13 protein-coding genes are annotated in these 17,777 nt (G+C 39.6%); 8 read left to right on the plus strand and 5 right to left on the minus strand.

All coding sequences use genetic code 11. From position 1 onward, the window contains the following. The first annotated feature begins 2 nt into the window (after positions 1-2). The 5 genes from HPC41_RS16900 (at position 3) to HPC41_RS16920 (ending at position 7,208) form a co-directional block, all read left to right on the plus strand. The gene (locus HPC41_RS16900; RefSeq protein ID WP_172395187.1) at positions 3-707 is read left to right on the plus strand and encodes an NUDIX hydrolase; all 705 of its coding nucleotides are present in this window, start codon (positions 3-5) and stop codon (positions 705-707) included. A 176-nt stretch (positions 708-883) separates the two neighbouring features. After that, entirely contained in the window at positions 884-1,696 is an 813-nt protein-coding gene (locus HPC41_RS16905; RefSeq protein WP_172395188.1) for a hypothetical protein, read from the plus strand. A 210-nt stretch (positions 1,697-1,906) separates the two neighbouring features. Next, positions 1,907-4,384: a tetratricopeptide repeat protein gene (locus tag HPC41_RS16910; RefSeq protein ID WP_172395189.1), complete on the plus strand. Its 2,478-nt coding sequence runs from the start codon at positions 1,907-1,909 to the stop codon at positions 4,382-4,384. A gap of 8 nt (positions 4,385-4,392) precedes the next feature. Next, complete coding sequence (locus tag HPC41_RS16915) at positions 4,393-6,969, plus strand: tetratricopeptide repeat protein (protein ID WP_172395190.1); 2,577 nt, start codon at positions 4,393-4,395, stop codon at positions 6,967-6,969. A gap of 8 nt (positions 6,970-6,977) precedes the next feature. Next, a complete protein-coding gene (locus tag HPC41_RS16920; protein WP_172395191.1) occupies positions 6,978-7,208 on the plus strand; it encodes a hypothetical protein in 231 nt (76 codons plus the stop codon). A 98-nt stretch (positions 7,209-7,306) separates the two neighbouring features. Here HPC41_RS16920 and HPC41_RS16925 read toward each other — a convergent pair whose 3' ends face one another. Continuing rightward, the gene (locus HPC41_RS16925; protein ID WP_172395192.1) at positions 7,307-7,843 is read right to left on the minus strand and encodes a YfiT family bacillithiol transferase; all 537 of its coding nucleotides are present in this window, start codon (positions 7,841-7,843) and stop codon (positions 7,307-7,309) included. Positions 7,844-7,987: 144 nt separating this feature from the next. On the opposite strand from HPC41_RS16925, the gene HPC41_RS16930 reads away from it, so the two are divergent. After that, entirely contained in the window at positions 7,988-8,728 is a 741-nt protein-coding gene (locus HPC41_RS16930; protein WP_216660808.1) for a DUF2625 domain-containing protein, read from the plus strand. A 120-nt stretch (positions 8,729-8,848) separates the two neighbouring features. Here HPC41_RS16930 and HPC41_RS16935 read toward each other — a convergent pair whose 3' ends face one another. From HPC41_RS16935 to HPC41_RS16945, 3 genes are all read right to left on the minus strand, one after another. Then, positions 8,849-9,235 carry a hypothetical protein gene (locus tag HPC41_RS16935; RefSeq protein WP_172395193.1) on the minus strand — a complete coding sequence of 129 codons (387 nt, stop codon included), beginning with the start codon at positions 9,233-9,235 and terminating at the stop codon, positions 8,849-8,851. Positions 9,236-9,505: 270 nt separating this feature from the next. After that, on the minus strand, positions 9,506-10,816 hold the full coding sequence (locus HPC41_RS16940) for an NYN domain-containing protein (protein WP_172395194.1): 1,311 nt from the start codon (positions 10,814-10,816) through the stop codon (positions 9,506-9,508). Between the two features lie 826 nt (positions 10,817-11,642). After that, positions 11,643-12,425: an AraC family transcriptional regulator gene (locus HPC41_RS16945; protein ID WP_172395195.1), complete on the minus strand. Its 783-nt coding sequence runs from the start codon at positions 12,423-12,425 to the stop codon at positions 11,643-11,645. Between the two features lie 163 nt (positions 12,426-12,588). Between HPC41_RS16945 and HPC41_RS16950 the strand changes: the two genes are divergently transcribed. After that, positions 12,589-13,797 (plus strand): CynX/NimT family MFS transporter, encoded by a 1,209-nt coding sequence (locus tag HPC41_RS16950; protein WP_172395196.1) that lies wholly within the window; start codon positions 12,589-12,591, stop codon positions 13,795-13,797. A 114-nt stretch (positions 13,798-13,911) separates the two neighbouring features. Here the strand turns inward: HPC41_RS16950 and HPC41_RS16955 are convergent, their stop codons facing one another. Beyond that, on the minus strand, positions 13,912-15,771 hold the full coding sequence (locus tag HPC41_RS16955) for a CocE/NonD family hydrolase (RefSeq protein ID WP_172395197.1): 1,860 nt from the start codon (positions 15,769-15,771) through the stop codon (positions 13,912-13,914). Between the two features lie 552 nt (positions 15,772-16,323). Here HPC41_RS16955 and HPC41_RS16960 point away from each other — a divergent pair. Further along, positions 16,324-17,652, plus strand: coding sequence for an inositol-3-phosphate synthase (locus HPC41_RS16960; protein WP_108633174.1), 1,329 nt, complete (start codon positions 16,324-16,326; stop codon positions 17,650-17,652). Positions 17,653-17,777 lie beyond the last annotated feature (125 nt).

The following is a 17,777-nucleotide window of genomic DNA, read 5'->3' on the forward strand; positions in this document are numbered from 1 at the left end:
AGATGGTCAGTACTCCAAAAACATATCACTACGAATACCCTAGGCCCGCAGTTACAGTCGATTGTGTGATCTTTGGTTTTGAAAAAAATCAGCTTAAACTGTTATTAACCAAACGGGCGATAGAACCTTACTTAGGGAAATGGGCATTTCCCGGTGGCTTTATTCAGGAGGATGAAACTGCGGATGAATGTGCGCTACGTAAACTGTCCGAAGAAGCTGGGCTCAGGGATATCTTTCTCGAGCAGCTCTATACCTTTTCGGATTTAAACCGTGATCCCCGGGGACGGGTCATCAGTATTGCCTATTATGCTTTAGTTAAACCTAACGAATATACCTTGGAGGCCGGACTTGATATCGATGCGGTGCAATGGTTTAGTTTGGCGGAGGTAGTTGATTTGGCTTTCGACCATCAACAGATCTTGTCTGTTGCGGTCGAACGCCTCAAAGGGAAAATCCGTTACCAGCCCATCGGATTTGAACTGCTGCCGACACAGTTTACCTTACCTGATCTGCACAAATTGTATGAAACAATTCTACAGCGTTCGATAGATCGCGGTAATTTTCGCAAAAAGATACTGAGCATGGATCTGTTGATTGATCATAGCGACATGCAAAAGGATAGGCATGCCAGAGCAGCAAAAATCTATAGTTTTGATAAAGAAAAATACGAAGAACTCAAAGAAACAGGATTTTACTTCGAAATCTGACAATTTACATTATCCATTAGGCTTATGAAACAACATGAGCCTTTATCCATTTCAATATTTAGCGTTCACAAGTCGAATATTGAATGTCACAGCGCTTAAATTGACTTGCCTTTCTTATTATGTGGCCGAAATACGATATTAGATTGAAATATCTTAAAGGTGAATAATCTATTAATATGAATAAAGTACTTTATTGCGCTGGTATTATTTTGTCGCTATGTGTGGCATGTCAACAAAACAAGGTAAAAAATCCTGTTTCTTTTCCAATAAAGAAGGCTATTGTAAGCGAAAAGCCAGCGGCCGACTCGCTTGTCTTTCAGGATAAAATGATCAGAATTTATAAAATAGACTCCATCAGCTTTTTTAAGGAACAGCAACAGGCCGAGTATAGGAGAGATACCATCGCTTCGATCAGCGATGTAAAAGTCGCGAAAAAGCTATTGCAGGGCCGTGTGGTATTTGGAGACTATATTCCAGGTAAGAACATGGAAATTGATACACTGCTAGAGGGAAATTTAATTGCTCAGGTAAGATTTAACGATGGTCGATTGCTAATTGCCGGAAAAACAGAAGGTGCCATTGATCTGTTGGAGAATATGTTTGTGAAATATTTTCCATTGGAAGAGATTTTGTTGTTGGAAGGTGGACATACAACAGATCAGGCACTTGATTTACGTCAGGGAAAATGGGATGTTGAAGAAATCGGTAATTTAGACTATGTCTATTTCTCTAAGCATAAGAAATATAGATTGAATGGCATGTTTAACGGACAGGAATGTTCCAGTTACTTTTTGCAAAAAAAGGAAAATGAGGTCTATCTCACCTATGCGCAGATTCCCCTGGACTGGAATGATAACTTTGAATTATGTACCCTAAAAGAGATCTTTTGGAAAGGAGATCAGCAGCTATACTTTCGGAATTTTTTCTATGGAGCACCGCATGATAAGCGAGCGGGTTTCTATAGACTGGATATTATTTCCGAAAATTGATGTCATCAATAGGAATGCATCGAATCTCAAATTGCTTTTCCTGGCAAACTGCCCTTGCAAGTAAGAATTAACAAAAGGAAAAATCCCTGTTTTCCGCTAAGCAGAATAGTTAATAATAGCTGTATTTTTACTGCGTCAGATACGGTGCTTTCCGTTTTCATCCTATCGAGGTAAGCACGATCTATTTTAAGAATATCGAGCAATAAGGTTATGGCGCATCGCATTTATATATATAACGTAAATCCTAAAACAAAAGAAACATTTGAAACACATCTGGCCGAATGGAATTATGAAATTCCAGCCCTGATGTTCCCGCTATTTTCTTCGGGTATCCGGTCCCAAGGAACACAGCTCTATGCCAATAAGGAGGACGGTATTGCAAGGTTACGCTATTTTTATGCGCTGCTTGCTGATGTTTATCAATTGCATTACAAAAAGAAGTATGCTGAACCGGTTAACAAGATGTTTGAATTTTTGGAAAGCTTGCCATTCGATACCTTTCAAATCGATGGACGGGATGTCTTCAATATGAATGTAGAGAAACATACAGAACAGGCAAGTGACTGGGTTGATGAGATCAGGACGACGGGAGCTTTATACACACAGGCCTTTGAGCAGCAGAGTTTGGATCCTCTTCAGAAGATCTTGCAATTATCAGGCTATGATACTTTTCTGGAAATGCTCGAGACAGACTGGATTAACTATGGTTTGGGCCTGTGGGAAGAACATGCTTTTCAGAAAGAGGGTACCGAAGTCTTTGAAGAAAATGGAAAACAAGGATTAAAGGATGCGCTTGGAAATATTCTGGTAGCTCCGAAATATGATGAGCTATTTGAGTTCAATGAAGCAGGGATTGCTTTGGTTGAACGGGATCATCTATTTGGTTACATCAATGAGCGGGGAGAGGAGATCATATCCTGTCAGTACGTTGAGGCATTTGACGCGCATGTTATCGATGGGGTTAATTATGCTGTGGTTGAAATCGAAGGGAAACGTGGTATATTGAATATTGATAGCAAACAACTTTCATTACCTGCTGCCTATGATGATCTGGACTGGTTTGCCCGTGGTTTTTTGAATGCAAAGCAAGGTGATCACTATTTTCTTTTTGCTGCTGATGGAACACAGGTTATTACCGAATCGGCGGATGAACCTTTTGGATACGATTACAGTAAGCTTTTTTATAAGCGGCAAAAAGGCACCATGAAGCGGAAATACTTTCGTATGGATGGTCACTATTTGGGCAGTTTTCTGGAAGATAGCCTACAGGCTCTTCCCAATGCCTATTTCTGGATCAAACCCAATAAGTTGCAGCGCAAGATTTCAATCATCAAGCCTGATGGTACTGTGCTGGATGAAGAGATTGATCGTATCATCGTTCTGGATGATTATCGTAGCATCGCATACCTGAAAAATAAACAATGGCAGATTTATGCACTTGAGCATGATCTATTCCGCTTAGTCGATCGATCTATTGATAAAATCTCGGTCGATAGCATTAAAAACTTTCGAAAAGATGTCTTTATTGTCGCCTGTGCTGAAGGGCAAGGAATATATGAAGCCTATCTTGATCAATGGCTACTCGAACCTGATCCGGCTTATCTAAAAATCGAATATTGCTATATGGACTTTATGCGTATCCAGCAATCCGAAGGAATGCGCTATTTTGATACAAAAGTGAATTTCTGTAGCGAACTTTACGATTATGTCAGTGCGCCGATTCATGATCCACATCCGGAACGAAGCGAAGGTGAATTCTTACTCTTATTTAAAGGCGAAAGGCTGTTTTATGTAGATCTAAAACGAAATGTTGCTGAATTTCCTGAAACAGCATTTGGCCGTTTGTATGCCGAAAAATATAATTTGCAGGGAGCTGACCAGAGCTACTTTGTACAATTTTATCAAGCATGGACAAAACGAAAGGGGGCGGGGTACGAATCTTATCTTGATAACGAGACGTTATACGAAAAAGCGCGGAAACTAAATTGTGCCGGTAAGATAAGCGAGGCTATACCTTTGTTGACTATCGGTGCCTCCCGAGGTAGTGCCGACTGTCAGTATCTACTCGGAAATATATATAGTGATACAGATCATGAAGATTTTCTGGATATTCCTAAAGCGATCGGCTTCTACAAGCAGGCTATAGCACAGGATCATGCACAAGCTTGGACGAACTTAGGGTTCATCTATGCTACGGGCCTCGGTCTGCCGCTTGATATTCCCAAAGCCTTAGAGGCTTACCAAAAAGCCGCGGCACTGGGGGAAGCGCAAGCAATGAGCAATCTTGGTAACTGGTATTATGAAGGGGAACATCTGGAACAGGATTATGTGCAGGCCTTACACTACTTTAAGCAGGCTGAAAAAGACGGCATCACTAACGATGCGCAGGTAGCCGAAATTTATTACCAACAGAAAGATTACGCCAATTTATTACGCTATCTCAAAAAGGATAAAGACGCACAGTATGCTGCAATTTATTACGGAATTTTATATGAAGAAGGTTGGGGTGTAAAACAGAGTATGGTGAAGGCACTGCGTTACTATGAACAGGCAAACGAAAACGCGGCCTATGCTTATGCCGTCAATCGTCTCTTGTATTACTATAAAAATGGAACGTTTGCAGATTCCGCTAAATATAACTTTTGGTTGGATTTTGCTAAAAACAATGACATTGATATTGAAGAATAAAAAAGAATATGGCACATCGAATTTATATTTATAACACAGATAAAAAAGATCAGGAGTATTTCCATGCTTATTTGGGTGAATGGAACTATGTCATTCCAGATCTGTTGCTACCCCTGTTTGCCGCAAATCCAAAAGCGAAGGGTACCTTGGTATACGCTGAAAAAGAGGCGGGTGTTTTAAAATTGCGGAAGTTCTATGATCTGCTTATTCAGGAGTATAGCCTGATATCCAATGCTGCTGTTCTGTTGACCATCGAAAAAATGTTCGATTTTCTGCATGGACTTCCATTTGAATGCTTCCAGATCAATGCACGTGATGTTTTTAATATGTCTGAGGTGAAACATAGCCAACAAGCAAAGGATTTTGCATTTGAAATTCATGAGAAGAACCTGTATTACGAAATGGCAATAGAGAAGCAGTCGTTATCAGCGCTTTGTCCTATTTTGAGCCGCTCAGGTTACGATTCTTTTTTAGCGATGTTAGAGGCTGAGTGGAGCAACTATGGATTGGGCTGGTGGAATACGGAAGCGATTGATAGCCTTGATAACCAGTTTTTTGAAGAAAACGGACGTTGGGGAATCCGGAACGCAAAGGCTGAGGTGAAAGTCGAACCCTGTTATGACGAGATCGGAGACTTTGATTACAATGGCTTTGCAGTTGTTGCGAAAGAAGGTTTGTTTGGCTATTTAAATAGAAAGGGCGAAGAGACCATCCCTTGTATGTACGCCTCTGCAGAGCCTGTACAGAGCGGGCGTGGTACGATTGTAGGAAAAGTGAGTTTAGCGGGCAAATATGGCTTGGTGGACGTGGAAACTGGCGCTACAATTATTCCCTTGAACTATGCGGTTTTGGACGATTTTGCTTATGGATTCTATCAGGGACAGCTGGATGGAAAATATGATATTATCGATGCCGAAGGTAAGGGCTTTCATACGACAGGTTCTGATGAGCCTTTTGAAATAGACTACGAGGGCTTTATTTATCAACCGATAGCGAACAGCAAACTACGTAAATATTATTCCAATCAGGGTGTTCTATTGGGCGAATATCCAGAAGGGGTTTTGAACGAATTGTTGTTTGATTTTTACGCGGTCAATTTAAACAATAAAAAAATGAAATCAGTCCATGCAGCAGACGGCTCCCTTTTGGTAAAAGATGTGGCTGTGCTAAATGCCATGAATGGGCTCAGTGCATTATTTTACCTTTCGGAAGGCAAATATTTTCTGTATGACCTCGCTAGTCAGGATTTTCTGCTGCAAGATCTGACGATTAAATCTATACAGGGAGGTGCAGATTTTGGTAATGGCGCCTATAATTGTTATATCATCGAAACCGAATCGGAAAGAGGAATCTATCACACGGAGACTAAAAGCTGGCTGATTCCATTGTCAGCCCATTATGCCACAATCAGCTATGCGCTGATGGACTATTTTATCTTGCAAGATCAGGTGGGTGGGTATTATTACTACGATACTGATAGCAAAGAACTGAGTGAATCCTTTGATTTTATCTGTGGTAATGTACGTCATTACCAAGATCTAATGATGTTACGCGGCGACCGACTGTTCAATAAAGGATATGAGGGACTGGAAGGGGTTCCCCAAGATCAATATGGATATTATATCAAGGCATTGGACAAGCTGGAAGGAAAGGAACTTGAGGTTTTTGACCATTTTTTCACGCAGTGGAAATCGGATCGGGGCGTAGATTTTGAATCTGCTTATGATAGTTATACCTTGTATCACATGGCTATGGATTGCTGCAGAAATGGAGACGTCAAAAGTGCCATCCGTTACTTTACGTATTCAGCGGATCAGGACAATGAAAGCAGTATGTACGAGCTCGGTAATATCTATACGGATACCGATAATGAAGATAAGCGTTTCCTCGATCTGAAAAAAGGAATTGCATACTATGAGCGTTCCGCCGATAAGGGGTATGCAGCTTCTTGGAATAGCATCGGTTATCTTTACCAGCATGGAATAGGCTATACATCGGATCTAAAAAGAGCTTTTGAGGCCTATAACAAAGGGGCTGATCTTGGGGATGGCTATGCATTATCCAACTTGGGTTATTTCTTTTTTAGTGGGACCTATGTAGAGGAAGATCTTGAAAAAGCATTAGATTACTACAAAAAAGCGGAACTGAAACTGGTTGAAAATAATCGCAATATTGCTTCGATTTATTATAGTTTAGATGACTATGACCGTCTACTTGTTTATCTGAAGAAAGATAAAGCGGATAGCTATTCCAATATTTATTACGGTTTGATGTATGATGCGGGTTTAAAACTTAAAAAGGACAGTAAAAAAGCCATTCATTATTTTGAGCGGGCGAATCGTTATAGTGTGTATGAGTCTGCTACAGAAAGCTTATTGGGTTACTATAAAAATGATCCTGACTTTATGGATCAGGAAAAACATGCCTACTGGTCGAACTTTGCCCGGCAACACGATTTGGATATTGAACCCGAGCTGCTGATCTGGACGGAGGCTACGAAAAGTGGAGGGGCCGATCCGCAGGATGAACCTAAAGGAAATATTCGTTCATCCTTTTTTAGTAAGTTGTTTAAAAAGAAAAAATAACCTGCACGATGTTATCTTCTGCTAATTTAGATTTCACAGGTATGCTGATCGACCTAGCCTTTATGCTTTTTTTCGGCGTAGCTGCAGGTTATTCCCTGCTTGTTGGGATGATCCATGTCGTCCAGAAAAAGACCAAAACCTTTGGTTATTATCTGCGGACATTTTTGATCGCAGGTATCGTAGGTCTCGCTTTGGGAGCCTTTGGCGCCTTTATGATCGCGCTGTCCCTGATGGCCTAGGAATGCAGTATAATGCCACAATTTCTTTTCGAATACGTATTCTCAGGGGGGCGCATTTACTTTTTTTGTAGCTATATCAGAAAATAAATCTTCGGCCGTTAAACCGATCTATTTTTCGCGTTGACGATATGCATCAAATGGTGATTACAATGCCAGGCATATAGGCCTATATTTACTTTAAGGGAAATATACCGTTTGGTAACCGGATGAATAAAGGCTCGTTCAAGTTGCTCATCACTCAGACTCTTGAGCAGGATTTCCCAACGTTGGTGCAGGCCTTCTAATAGTCTAAGGGAGCTTTCAATCGGATTGTGTTTTGCATCTGGAAGTTCGGCCCACAGGTTTTCTTCATAGAGTTTTATCGTTGGGTCATCTTCTGTTAGGGCTAACTTAAAACGGACAAAGCTATTCATATGGCTATCAGCGCAGTGATGCACCACCTGTCTGATGGTCCAGCCGTCTGGACGATATCGTTTCTCCAAAGCGATATCTGGCAGGTCGCTGACTTCGGATGTGAGTCGTGCGGGGAAATCTGCGATTGTTTTTATCCAATCATTCAGTAGTTGCTTGTCAATATGATCTGGTACGGCAAAGCGACCTATGGGATACCGAAGTTTTTCTAATTCATGTTGCATGGTTTAAATTTAGCGAAAATTGCTTCAAGGTCCTTATGTATTGTGCGTAAAGTAACGGTTAAATCTCGTTTTGCACTTTAGGTAATGAACTTATGTGATTTGGATGACAGGAAGAATTGTGGTAATTTCGACAATTCAAGATGCATGGCTTTACTTTCTATAACAGATGAGGTGGTAAAGGAGGTAAATACAGTTTGTTTTGAATATAAAGCACAAGGAATGAAGAGTCTAAATGAGTTGATTAATCCGACAGATTCAGGATGGGGTCTGGTCGAAGAATGGATGAAGGAAGCAAGCAATTCTTATGAGATACTAGCCAGAAATCCGAAACGCGCAGATGAGGAGCTCTTAAGAGCTCAAATTACCACAAAATCACCTATGGGCGCTATTATTCATCAAACCGGTGGAATACTCATCGATGGTGGATGGCTCCGAATCCTAGGCTCGGGTTCGGCTAAATTGAATCGAGGTATTATGGAGTGGAACAAAGGGAAAAGCTTTGACAAAGAAGGAGAGAAAGGTGGTTTTCTGTTAATTGCCGATGATGTTTTGGGTGGCTATTTTGCGATTAATGCCGGAGCTTTGGGTGAGGGCATAGGACAGGTCTATTATTTTGCACAGGATACCTTGCAATGGGAAAGTTTGGAGTGCGGCTATTCTGATTTTATTTATTGGACATTGAGGGGTGACATCCGTCAATTTTATGAAACATTCAAATGGAAGGATTGGGCTGAAGATGTACGGAAATTAGATGGCAACCAAGTGTTTTCATTTTATCCTTTTCTGTGGACAGAACCGGCCCGCGATTTTCGGAAGGTTGATAGAAAAGTTGTTCCGATCGATGAAAACTACCATTTTACGATGGAATTTGCTGGTGGAAGATAGTTTTTTAGTAGTTAATAGGCTTGATGGTCATCGTTTTCGAAACGCTTGTTTAGTTGGAAATTCATCAGCGAACCGCTTGCTCATGTGCGAGATAGACGATTTTATTGGAGAATAAACAGATTATTTTATCTGGATTACATGCTTTGAAAATGTCTTTCGTCTGGATATTAAATATTGCTGCATACATATCGGCGTTGTATAAGCTTGTTTTTGCTGTCTGTTTAGAATGACTATCGAATCAATTTGATCGACCAATAAGTATTTAATCGAGGTTCCACCCCATTTTCCAATTGAAAAATGCTGCCTGAATTGCGGATTCGTATGTAGGGATACCTCAATGGGGTTTGTTTTCGCAGAAATTCCGACGTGCTTGCTGTTAGTTGATTTCAAGTATACTAAAATACGTGTGTCCTTTTTCTTTGCTTCAATCTGAATCGTACGTACAGGATCACAGGCTAGCAACAGGAGAATAGATAAAAATATTGTTATTACAAAATATATACTCATTTTCATCATCGAACATTTATATGTCGGCAATCAGACCAACGATCTAGTTCGTAAAGGATTCTTTTTAGACCGTCGATTATCCCCCCAAAAAATGGAGCCCCCTTGGATAGTTACAAATATAACTGGAAATAGTAAGGATATTCTAGCTGTTTTCAGGGGATTTTAACGGAGAGCGAAAAGGGAAGGAGAACCTATATTGATCGCTGACCGAACAATTATCTTTTCTTCGATCAGCAATCATGTCTTTTTTTTGCTCAATAAAATGTGATCCTAGCTAGGTTGATTTTGGAGCGCATAGGTTTGCTCGTTGAGTTTCGTTATTTCCAGTTGAATTCCTTCTGCGAGTCCAAGTTGTGTAGCTGCTTCTTTCCCTAGTTTAAGGACATGGAATCCACGGCCACGATAAGTGAAATTGCATTCATACTCATTGGAATCAATAACGATCCGGAGCTTTTGTGATTTCGCTGGAAATAAAGGCTTAAAATCTTTCGTAATTCTGATTTGCGATTTTTTTGCATCATCCGCTGTAATTTTATTTCCTGCTGCTGGAAATAAAATACGATTGGGAGAATCATTTTGAGCTATGTTTTCTACTACTTGTTGTTCATCTTTCTGTTGAACTGCTGCAACATCTTTCGGAGGATTTTCCGCTGCCACTGTATCTTGAGGCTTTTTATTTTGGCGGCCTTTTTTTCGTGCATTTTGATTGGCAGGTTTTGCCGAAACTTCCTGCGATTTTGCATCAGTAGTCGTTACTGTTTTTTTGTCTTCAGCTGTTGGTGAAGAGGGGAGGGCGGACAAAGGTCGCTTGATAATATTTCGAATGTAATAATGTTTTATTCTCGATTTGTCCGTATTACGTTCTTCAATTTCAAAATCTTCCGTATAGGCTTTAAAAAGGTGGGACATCTTATCGTAACCATAATTTCGCGCATCAAAATCTGGTTTTCTTTTATTGAAAAGACTGCCAATTTCCCCTAAAAATGCCCATCCATTTTCATCTGCGGTGTCATCAACAGTATCTTTTAATAATTCCAGTGTCTCTTCGTCAAGCACTGCTATGCTGGTTGGATTGTCAACAGGTACCGGTTTGGGTTGATTCTGCTGTTTTTTCTTTGTGTTAGATTCTTTCTTTGGATTCTTTTCAAAGATTTCAACATAAATAAATTTGTCGCAAGAGGCAATGAAAGGTTTCGGCGTTTTTTTCTCTCCAATACCGATAACCAACTTACCCGATTCTCTTAGACGGGTTGCCAATCTTGTAAAATCGCTGTCACTTGATACAATACAGAATCCATCAACCCTATCAGAGTGGAGGATGTCCATTGCATCAATAATGAGTGCCGAGTCCGTGGAGTTTTTGCCTTGTGTGTAACTGTACTGCTGAATCGGGGTGATCGCATGGGTAAGAAGCTTATCCTTCCATTTTTCGACATAAGGATTGGTCCAGTCACCGTAGATCCGTTTGATCGTAGGAATACCGTAGCGTTTGACTTCGTTCAGAATTTCTTCGATTTTTCGATAAGAAACATTATCCGCATCGATTAATATTGCGATTTGTAAATCCCCATGTTCTGCCATATATGTTTAGTTATATTTCGATGTATTTTTATGTGTACGCCACCAATAGGATTTTCCTATTTTTTGAACATACGGTTAAAAATACGTTATTGTTGAAGAATTATTGAATTTTTTAAGAATTTAATTTGAATAATGATTTTCTGAAGGACGCTATTTGAAAGATTTCCTATCCTAATTTTATGTATGATATTATAACAGATGCATTGGAAGAGGAACATCATATCGTGTTTAATATGATGTATAGGAACAAAAAAAGGTTTTCAAACGGGGAGAATGAAAACCTTAAATAACCAATTATAAACCTAAATTATGATGATACAAAGATAGTGTGTCTTTTACACTTCTGCAAGTGTTGTTTGATATTTTTTTATTGAGCAATTATTTTTGTAGCTAAAAAGCTACAATATTCTTGATGTCATCCTGATTTTAAAGATAATGTTTATTTAAGGTACGCTATTTCGTTATTGCAAGTGTATCATTTCAAAGCGAAAAGTGACCATAGTGTCAGTTCTTTTGTGATCCGAGGCCACCATTTTATAACAGTTTCTTTTTTTGTTGATGATTACTGATATCTAGCTTTATACCAAGATCAGAACAAAATCGTACTTGGAGCTGAAATATGACCATGTTTAGCCTGTAAAACCCCTGTTAACTCCCTGTAATTACCCTACTATTATAAAAATTGATAGCAATCAGGTATGTTCTTATACCAAATATGGTTAAAGCGATTTTACAATAGAGCACATCATGGTCCTCGAAAGTTTGAAAAAATAGGATGAAATTTAAAATTACACAAGACGCGCGCCCAGGATAGTGTAATAAGTGGTTAATGTTGAATAAATGCAGATGGCCGGTAGCCCAGGACAGCATAGAAACTATTGGTAAACGCCTGCAGACTTTGATAACCTACTTTATAGGCGATTTGGGATATTGTCAGCTCGCCCATACTTAAAAGCTCAAGGCTTTTAATGATCCGAAGCAATTGTTGGTATTTGACAAGTGTCATTCCCGTTTCTTTTTTAAATAGACGCTCTATGGTACGCAAGGATAGATTGGATAATAATGCAATGTCCTCCATCTTGATGGCGTGGGTATAGTGATCATGGAGGTGGTCTAAAACTGTCTGTAGTCTATTCTCACTGGGCAACGTAATTTCTAAATGCAATAATCGGGCTCCAAAAGCAGGTAGTTCGTTGAGGAGTGCACGGAGGAAAATTCTTTCGTGTTCATTCTCTTCCGTCAATTTTGACCATTTTTCCGCATACAGAATCATTTCCCTTAATACCCTTGGAGCCGCGAATATTTGGACCTTATCAAAAAATGAGTCTTCTTCTTCGTCGATATCAAAAAAAAGGATCATTAGCTTAATGCTTTCCGAATGCGAATTGGTCTTATGTAAAGCATTTGAGGGAACCCACGCTACGTGATTTTGGGGAAGTAGGTACATTTTTCCTGCCACGGTAAGGTATTGAAAACCTTGCTCGACATAAATCAGCTGCGCTTTTTGATGCGTATGTAATGCGTTATCATGAATCCAGTTTTCTTCAAACCAGACAAAATTTGATTTTTTTATCCTCTCAATTGTCTCAATATGATTCGAACAGCCCATGTCGTTATAAATTAAATCAATGGCAAATTTAATTAAATAACTGAATATATCTTTGCGACAGATTACCACCGTAGAAGATCTACAAAGATTTATTCCTGCTTAATTGCGGATTGGTTTCATCTATTAAAAATGGTGCTTTATGCACAGGAATTAAGTAATTTCTATGAATAGTAATATGCAAAAGTCAAACGCGGTTCCCTGGAGTTGGCTATCTGTAATGGTCGTTATTTTGGTATCTACGAATCTTAGATCACCGATCACAGCTGTAGGGCCAGTATTGGGACAAATCAGTAACAGTCTCGCATTGGATAGTTTTCAAAGCAGCCTATTGACTGCGATTCCTCTTTTTATGTTTGCGACTTGCTCGATCGCCGTGAGTAAGTTTTCCCATTTTCAGGGGATGCATCGTTTTTTGTCGTTTGGGCTGATTATTCTTGCCCTTGGCGTCATTGCCAGGGTATGGGGGGATCTAGGCTCTTTATTTGTGGGTTCCGTTATGATCGGATTAGGGATCTGTGTGGGCAATGTGGTGGCTCCGGGTTATATTAAAATCTGTTTTCCAAATCATATCGGACTGATGACGGGAATTTTTGCCGTAGCAATGAATCTGACCGCGGCATTTGCATCGGGCTTTAGTCTACGTATTGGGGAATGGACAGGATTAGGATGGAGGGGTTCCTTGGGACTATGGGTCCTGTTAGCCGTATTGGCTATTATTGCTGTCTTTTTTGATCAATTGGATAAATCTAAAGATGTTGCTGCTATCCAAAAACAGCAATCGCAGACTGCAGTCGGGCATATTTTCAGATCGAGATTGGCTTGGTATATCAGTATATTTATGGGTACTCAATCATTGGTTTATTATAGCCTGATTTCCTGGTTACCTAAGGTGTTGGTCGACTATGGTATGGCTTCCAAAGATACCGGTTGGTCGTTATTTTTGATCCAGATTGCAATGATTCCCGTTATGTTTGTCGGCCCCATTATCGCACACCGGATGAAAGACCAGCGGTTGATGGCTGTTGTTGTTGCCGCTGGCATGCTAGGCAGTATAGTGATCTTCTTTTCATTTAAGCTTGAGGGAATTTATGTTGCGGCTGTGTTGCTGGGACTTTCCAATGGCTTGTCTTTTAGCCTTTCCATTCTCTTTTTTAGCTTAAGGGCAAAAACTACGGCAAATGCAATTAAAATTTCGGGAATGGCACAGTCGGTCGGTTATCTGATTGCAGCATTTGGCCTACCGATTTTTGGAAAACTCCACGAGTTTGACTCCTCCTGGAATTACTCTTTTTATTTTCTTGCCGGTAGCATTATCCTCCTGTTGATTACAGGGATAAAAGCAGCGGAGAGCAAATTCGTAGAAGAATCTTGAGACAGTGAAAAAAGTATTTCGCAAAAACATAAGGCCCGATATGTTAACATATCGGGCCTTATGTTTTTGCGAGGGGCTTATTTTCGCTATAAGGTATCCAGTGATCGGCTATCCTTAATCTTTTAAGATATCAAATTCGATATAGGTCGCATTATTGACATCATGAAAAATACGCTGTGTAGCCTTACGGAAGTCAGCTTTTGTTGCTGTATAGGGTTCCATAAATACTTGAGGATTTCGTTCAGCCAATGGGAACCATGAGTTTTGTACCTGCACCATGATACGATGTCCCTTTTTAAAGGTGTGGGCAACATCGGGCATAACGAAATCTACTTTTTCCACCATGCCCGGTGTCAATGGCTGCGGTTTATCGAAGCCATTTCGATATTTTCCCGCCATGATTTCTCCTCTGACCATCATCTGATATCCCGCCATCGGTTTCCCATCAAAACTCGGCGCTTCGTTGGGGTACACATCGATGAGTTTAACAATATAATCCGCATCGGTGCCTGTTGAAGCTACTTTTAGAAAATTCTTGATTGGCCCGACAATGGTGATATCTTCCGTCAATGGTGCTGTCTGATAGACCATGACGTCTGGACGACTGGCTGCAAAGCGCTGATCATCGACCATATACTCGCGGGTGCGATTCTGGATTAATCCGCCTTGGTGCGGAACCGGTTTGTTGGGATCCGTTACATATTCATCCCATGAATCTGTGCGTTGGACTTTCTCAAAACCAAGTTTACCCTGTGGCTGAAAATAAAGTTTTTTGGTCTCAACATTCTTCGGTGGCCATTGTTCGAATTGTTTCCATTCATTACTTCCGGAAATGAAGATATTGGCCTCGGCAGGAGAGAAACTGCCTTCTTGTTTTAAATAATGACTGAAAAATGGCTGTTCAAATTTTTCCTGATAGGTGATACTTGTTTTTTTCTCAAATTGGACGTCACCCAGGTAATCTCCTGCTGCACGTACCCAGCCACCATGATACCAGGGACCCGCAACAAGAATTGAATTGTTTGTTTTGCTCTTTTCTTCAATGGATTGATAGGTTTTAAATGTTCCGTAAGCATCCTCCGCATCGAAAAATCCGCCAACAACCATGACTGCCGGTTTCACGTCTTGTAGATAATTGGTGACGACACGGGTTTTCCAGAAGTCATCGTAATTAGGATGCTTAAAGAGGTTATTCCAGAATTGGACAGAGTCTCCAAAATATTTTTCTTTGAGTTCTCTGGCAGTTCCGGCTTCAAGGAAAAAATTATATTTATCCACTTCGTTGATCTGAATCTTACTGTTAAATTGATCCGGCGTAATTGGTTTGGGGCGTGGAACACCAAAGGTCGACATAAATGTGAAAGCATCCTGTAAGAATAAGACACCATTGTGGTGAAAATCATCACCGATAAACCAATCGGTTACTGGAGCCTGTGGCGAAACAGCTTTGAGGCTTGGGTGTGTCTTGACTAATCCGACAGTAGAGTAGAATCCTGGATAAGAGATACCATAAAGACCTGCTTTACCATTGTAGTTCTTCAGGTTCTTCTGTAACCATTCCAATGCATCATAAGTGTCTGTGCTTTCATCAATCGCTTTTTTATCTTTACTGGGATTTGTGGGACGAACATCTTCAAAATCACCTTCACTCATCCATTTTCCACGAACATCTTGGTAGACAAAGATATATCCGTCCCGCATCATTGCAGGAAAGTTGCCCAAACTTTTTTTGTATTCGTTTTGTCCATAAGGGCTCACCGTGTAGGGAGTGCGATTCAGTAGAAGAGGATATTTCCTGGATTTGTCTTTGGGGCTGTAGATCACGGTAAACAATTTCTTGCCATCTCTCATCGGAACCTTTACTTCGTTTTTTTCATAATGATCCCGAACATAAGCAGAATCTGCGGTCGTCTGTGCATGTAATTTGCTTCCAGTTAATAGGGCTAAAGCCAGAAACGAAACTGTAGTTTTCATTTAAATAGTTATTTAGGAATGTTGATTGATCATGGTATACATGAATTCATTACATTCAGTTTGTTTTCAATGTGGATGTAGCTGTCATGAGCAAATTATTTTCGGTTTGTTAGCTGATTGAGCTCACGATGGTTTCATCAATTATCAGCCTAAAGGTAACGCTCCCGAAATCATTTTCCAATTTTATTGTCATATTTATATAGAATGGAAAAAGAAAAATTGACCAATTTTTTAGAAAGAATAACTTTTTTTGAATTGTATTTGGATTAGTTTTTTAATGTTAATATATTGAGTAAAATTAGTTACAGTTATATTTCATTTTTGAAGGTGTGGTCAAATAGCTTAAATTTCAATTAGATGGGTGATGTTCGTTTAGTTTACTCATTTATCATCTTATTTTATTTTATCTCATAATGAGTTTTGAAAAAGCAATTGTCACGATTTTATAAATTAAGTGACGAGCAATATGAAATATGTTTTTTTAAGCTAATTTTAAGAATTATTTTATCATAAAACATCAATTAAATAACAAATTAAGTATATAGAATTAATATGGGACAACAAGTGAAAGATGCCAATGGTAAATTGGGTATTCTTATTCCAGGATTGGGTGCTGTGGCTACAACATTGATCGCTGGTGTGGCATCTATAAACAAAGGTTTTTCAAAACCGATAGGTTCTGTTTCTCAATTGAGCAGAATTCGTTTGGGTAAGCGCACAGAGAATAGAAATCCATTAATCAAGGATTTTGTCCCTTTGGCAAAGTTAGAAGATGTGGTTTTTGGTGGTTGGGATGTCTATGAGGATAATGTCTATGAGGCAGCGTCAAAAGCACAAGTATTGGAGCAGGGTCAACTTGATGCCGTTAAAGCGGAATTGGAAGCAATTCAACCTATGAAAGCTGTGTTTGATCGCAATTTTGTTAAAAATTTGGATGGCACGCACATTAAAACGGAAAAAACACGTCGCGAGTTGGCCGATGCCGTACAACGTGATATCCGTGAATTTAAAGAAAAAAACGGCTTAGACCGTGTCGTATTGGTATGGTGTGGTTCTACTGAACGTTATATCGAAACGAACGAAGCTTTTTCAACAATTGCAAAATTAGAAGAAGCTTTGGATAATGACGATCAACGCATTCCACCAAGCATGATTTATTGTTATGCGGCTATCAAAGAAGGGGCTCCTTACGTCAATGGTGCGCCAAACTTAACATGTGATGTTCCTGCTATTGTGGAATTAGCTCATGAACACGGTGTCGCAATTGCCGGGAAAGATTTCAAAACAGGTCAAACATTGATGAAAACAATCGTGGCTCCTGGTCTTCAAGCAAGAGCACTTGGTGTCGAAGGTTGGTTCTCTACAAACATTTTGGGTAACCGCGATGGGTTGGTATTGGATGATCCAGAAAATTTCAAAACAAAAGAGGTTTCTAAATTATCTGTATTGGAAGAAATCTTAGATGCGAAAAAGAATCCAGAATTATATGGTGATTTATACCATAAAGTACGGATCAATTATTACCCACCTCACGGAGATAACAAAGAGTCTTGGGATAATATCGATATCTTTGGGTGGTTAGGTTACAAAATGCAAATCAAAATCAATTTCTTGTGTCGTGATTCGATTTTGGCAGCTCCAGTTGCTTTAGATTTGGCGTTATTTATTGATTTGGCACAACGTGCTGGTATGTCAGGTATCCAAGAGTGGTTGTCTTTCTATTTGAAATCGCCACAAACTGCACCAGGTTTACCTCCTGAACATGATATCTTCAAACAATTAATGAAGTTACAAAATACCTTGCGCCACATTATGGGCGAGGACTTGATTACGCACTTGGGATTAGATTATTACCAAGAGTTAGTCGATAGTATTCAATAAATTACCTTTAAAAAAAGGGGAACAATTGCTTTAGTAATTCTTCCCCTTTTTCTTCCTGATAATTATTTTTTGGATACAGATTCTCTATTGAAAAAATAGCGTAGAGATGCTGGTAAATAATTGTC

It is taken from the genome of Sphingobacterium prati, from assembly GCF_013167215.1.
GTDB lineage: Bacteria > Bacteroidota > Bacteroidia > Sphingobacteriales > Sphingobacteriaceae > Sphingobacterium > Sphingobacterium prati.

Bases quoted from the DNA above. Each gene is read 5' to 3' on its own strand.
- HPC41_RS16960 (WP_108633174.1), top strand. From the start codon at position 16,324: ATGGGACAACAAGTGAAAGATGCCAATGGTAAATTGGGTATTCTTATT.
- HPC41_RS16935 (WP_172395193.1), bottom strand. From the start codon at position 9,235: ATGAGTATATATTTTGTAATAACAATATTTTTATCTATTCTCCTGTTG.
- HPC41_RS16940 (WP_172395194.1), bottom strand. From the start codon at position 10,816: ATGGCAGAACATGGGGATTTACAAATCGCAATATTAATCGATGCGGAT.
- HPC41_RS16950 (WP_172395196.1), top strand. From the start codon at position 12,589: ATGAATAGTAATATGCAAAAGTCAAACGCGGTTCCCTGGAGTTGGCTA.
- HPC41_RS16905 (WP_172395188.1), top strand. From the start codon at position 884: ATGAATAAAGTACTTTATTGCGCTGGTATTATTTTGTCGCTATGTGTG.
- HPC41_RS16900 (WP_172395187.1), top strand. From the start codon at position 3: ATGGTCAGTACTCCAAAAACATATCACTACGAATACCCTAGGCCCGCA.
- HPC41_RS16955 (WP_172395197.1), bottom strand. From the start codon at position 15,771: ATGAAAACTACAGTTTCGTTTCTGGCTTTAGCCCTATTAACTGGAAGC.
- HPC41_RS16925 (WP_172395192.1), bottom strand. From the start codon at position 7,843: ATGCAACATGAATTAGAAAAACTTCGGTATCCCATAGGTCGCTTTGCC.
- HPC41_RS16945 (WP_172395195.1), bottom strand. From the start codon at position 12,425: ATGGGCTGTTCGAATCATATTGAGACAATTGAGAGGATAAAAAAATCA.
- HPC41_RS16920 (WP_172395191.1), top strand. From the start codon at position 6,978: ATGTTATCTTCTGCTAATTTAGATTTCACAGGTATGCTGATCGACCTA.
- HPC41_RS16930 (WP_216660808.1), top strand. From the start codon at position 7,988: ATGGCTTTACTTTCTATAACAGATGAGGTGGTAAAGGAGGTAAATACA.
- HPC41_RS16915 (WP_172395190.1), top strand. From the start codon at position 4,393: ATGGCACATCGAATTTATATTTATAACACAGATAAAAAAGATCAGGAG.
- HPC41_RS16910 (WP_172395189.1), top strand. From the start codon at position 1,907: ATGGCGCATCGCATTTATATATATAACGTAAATCCTAAAACAAAAGAA.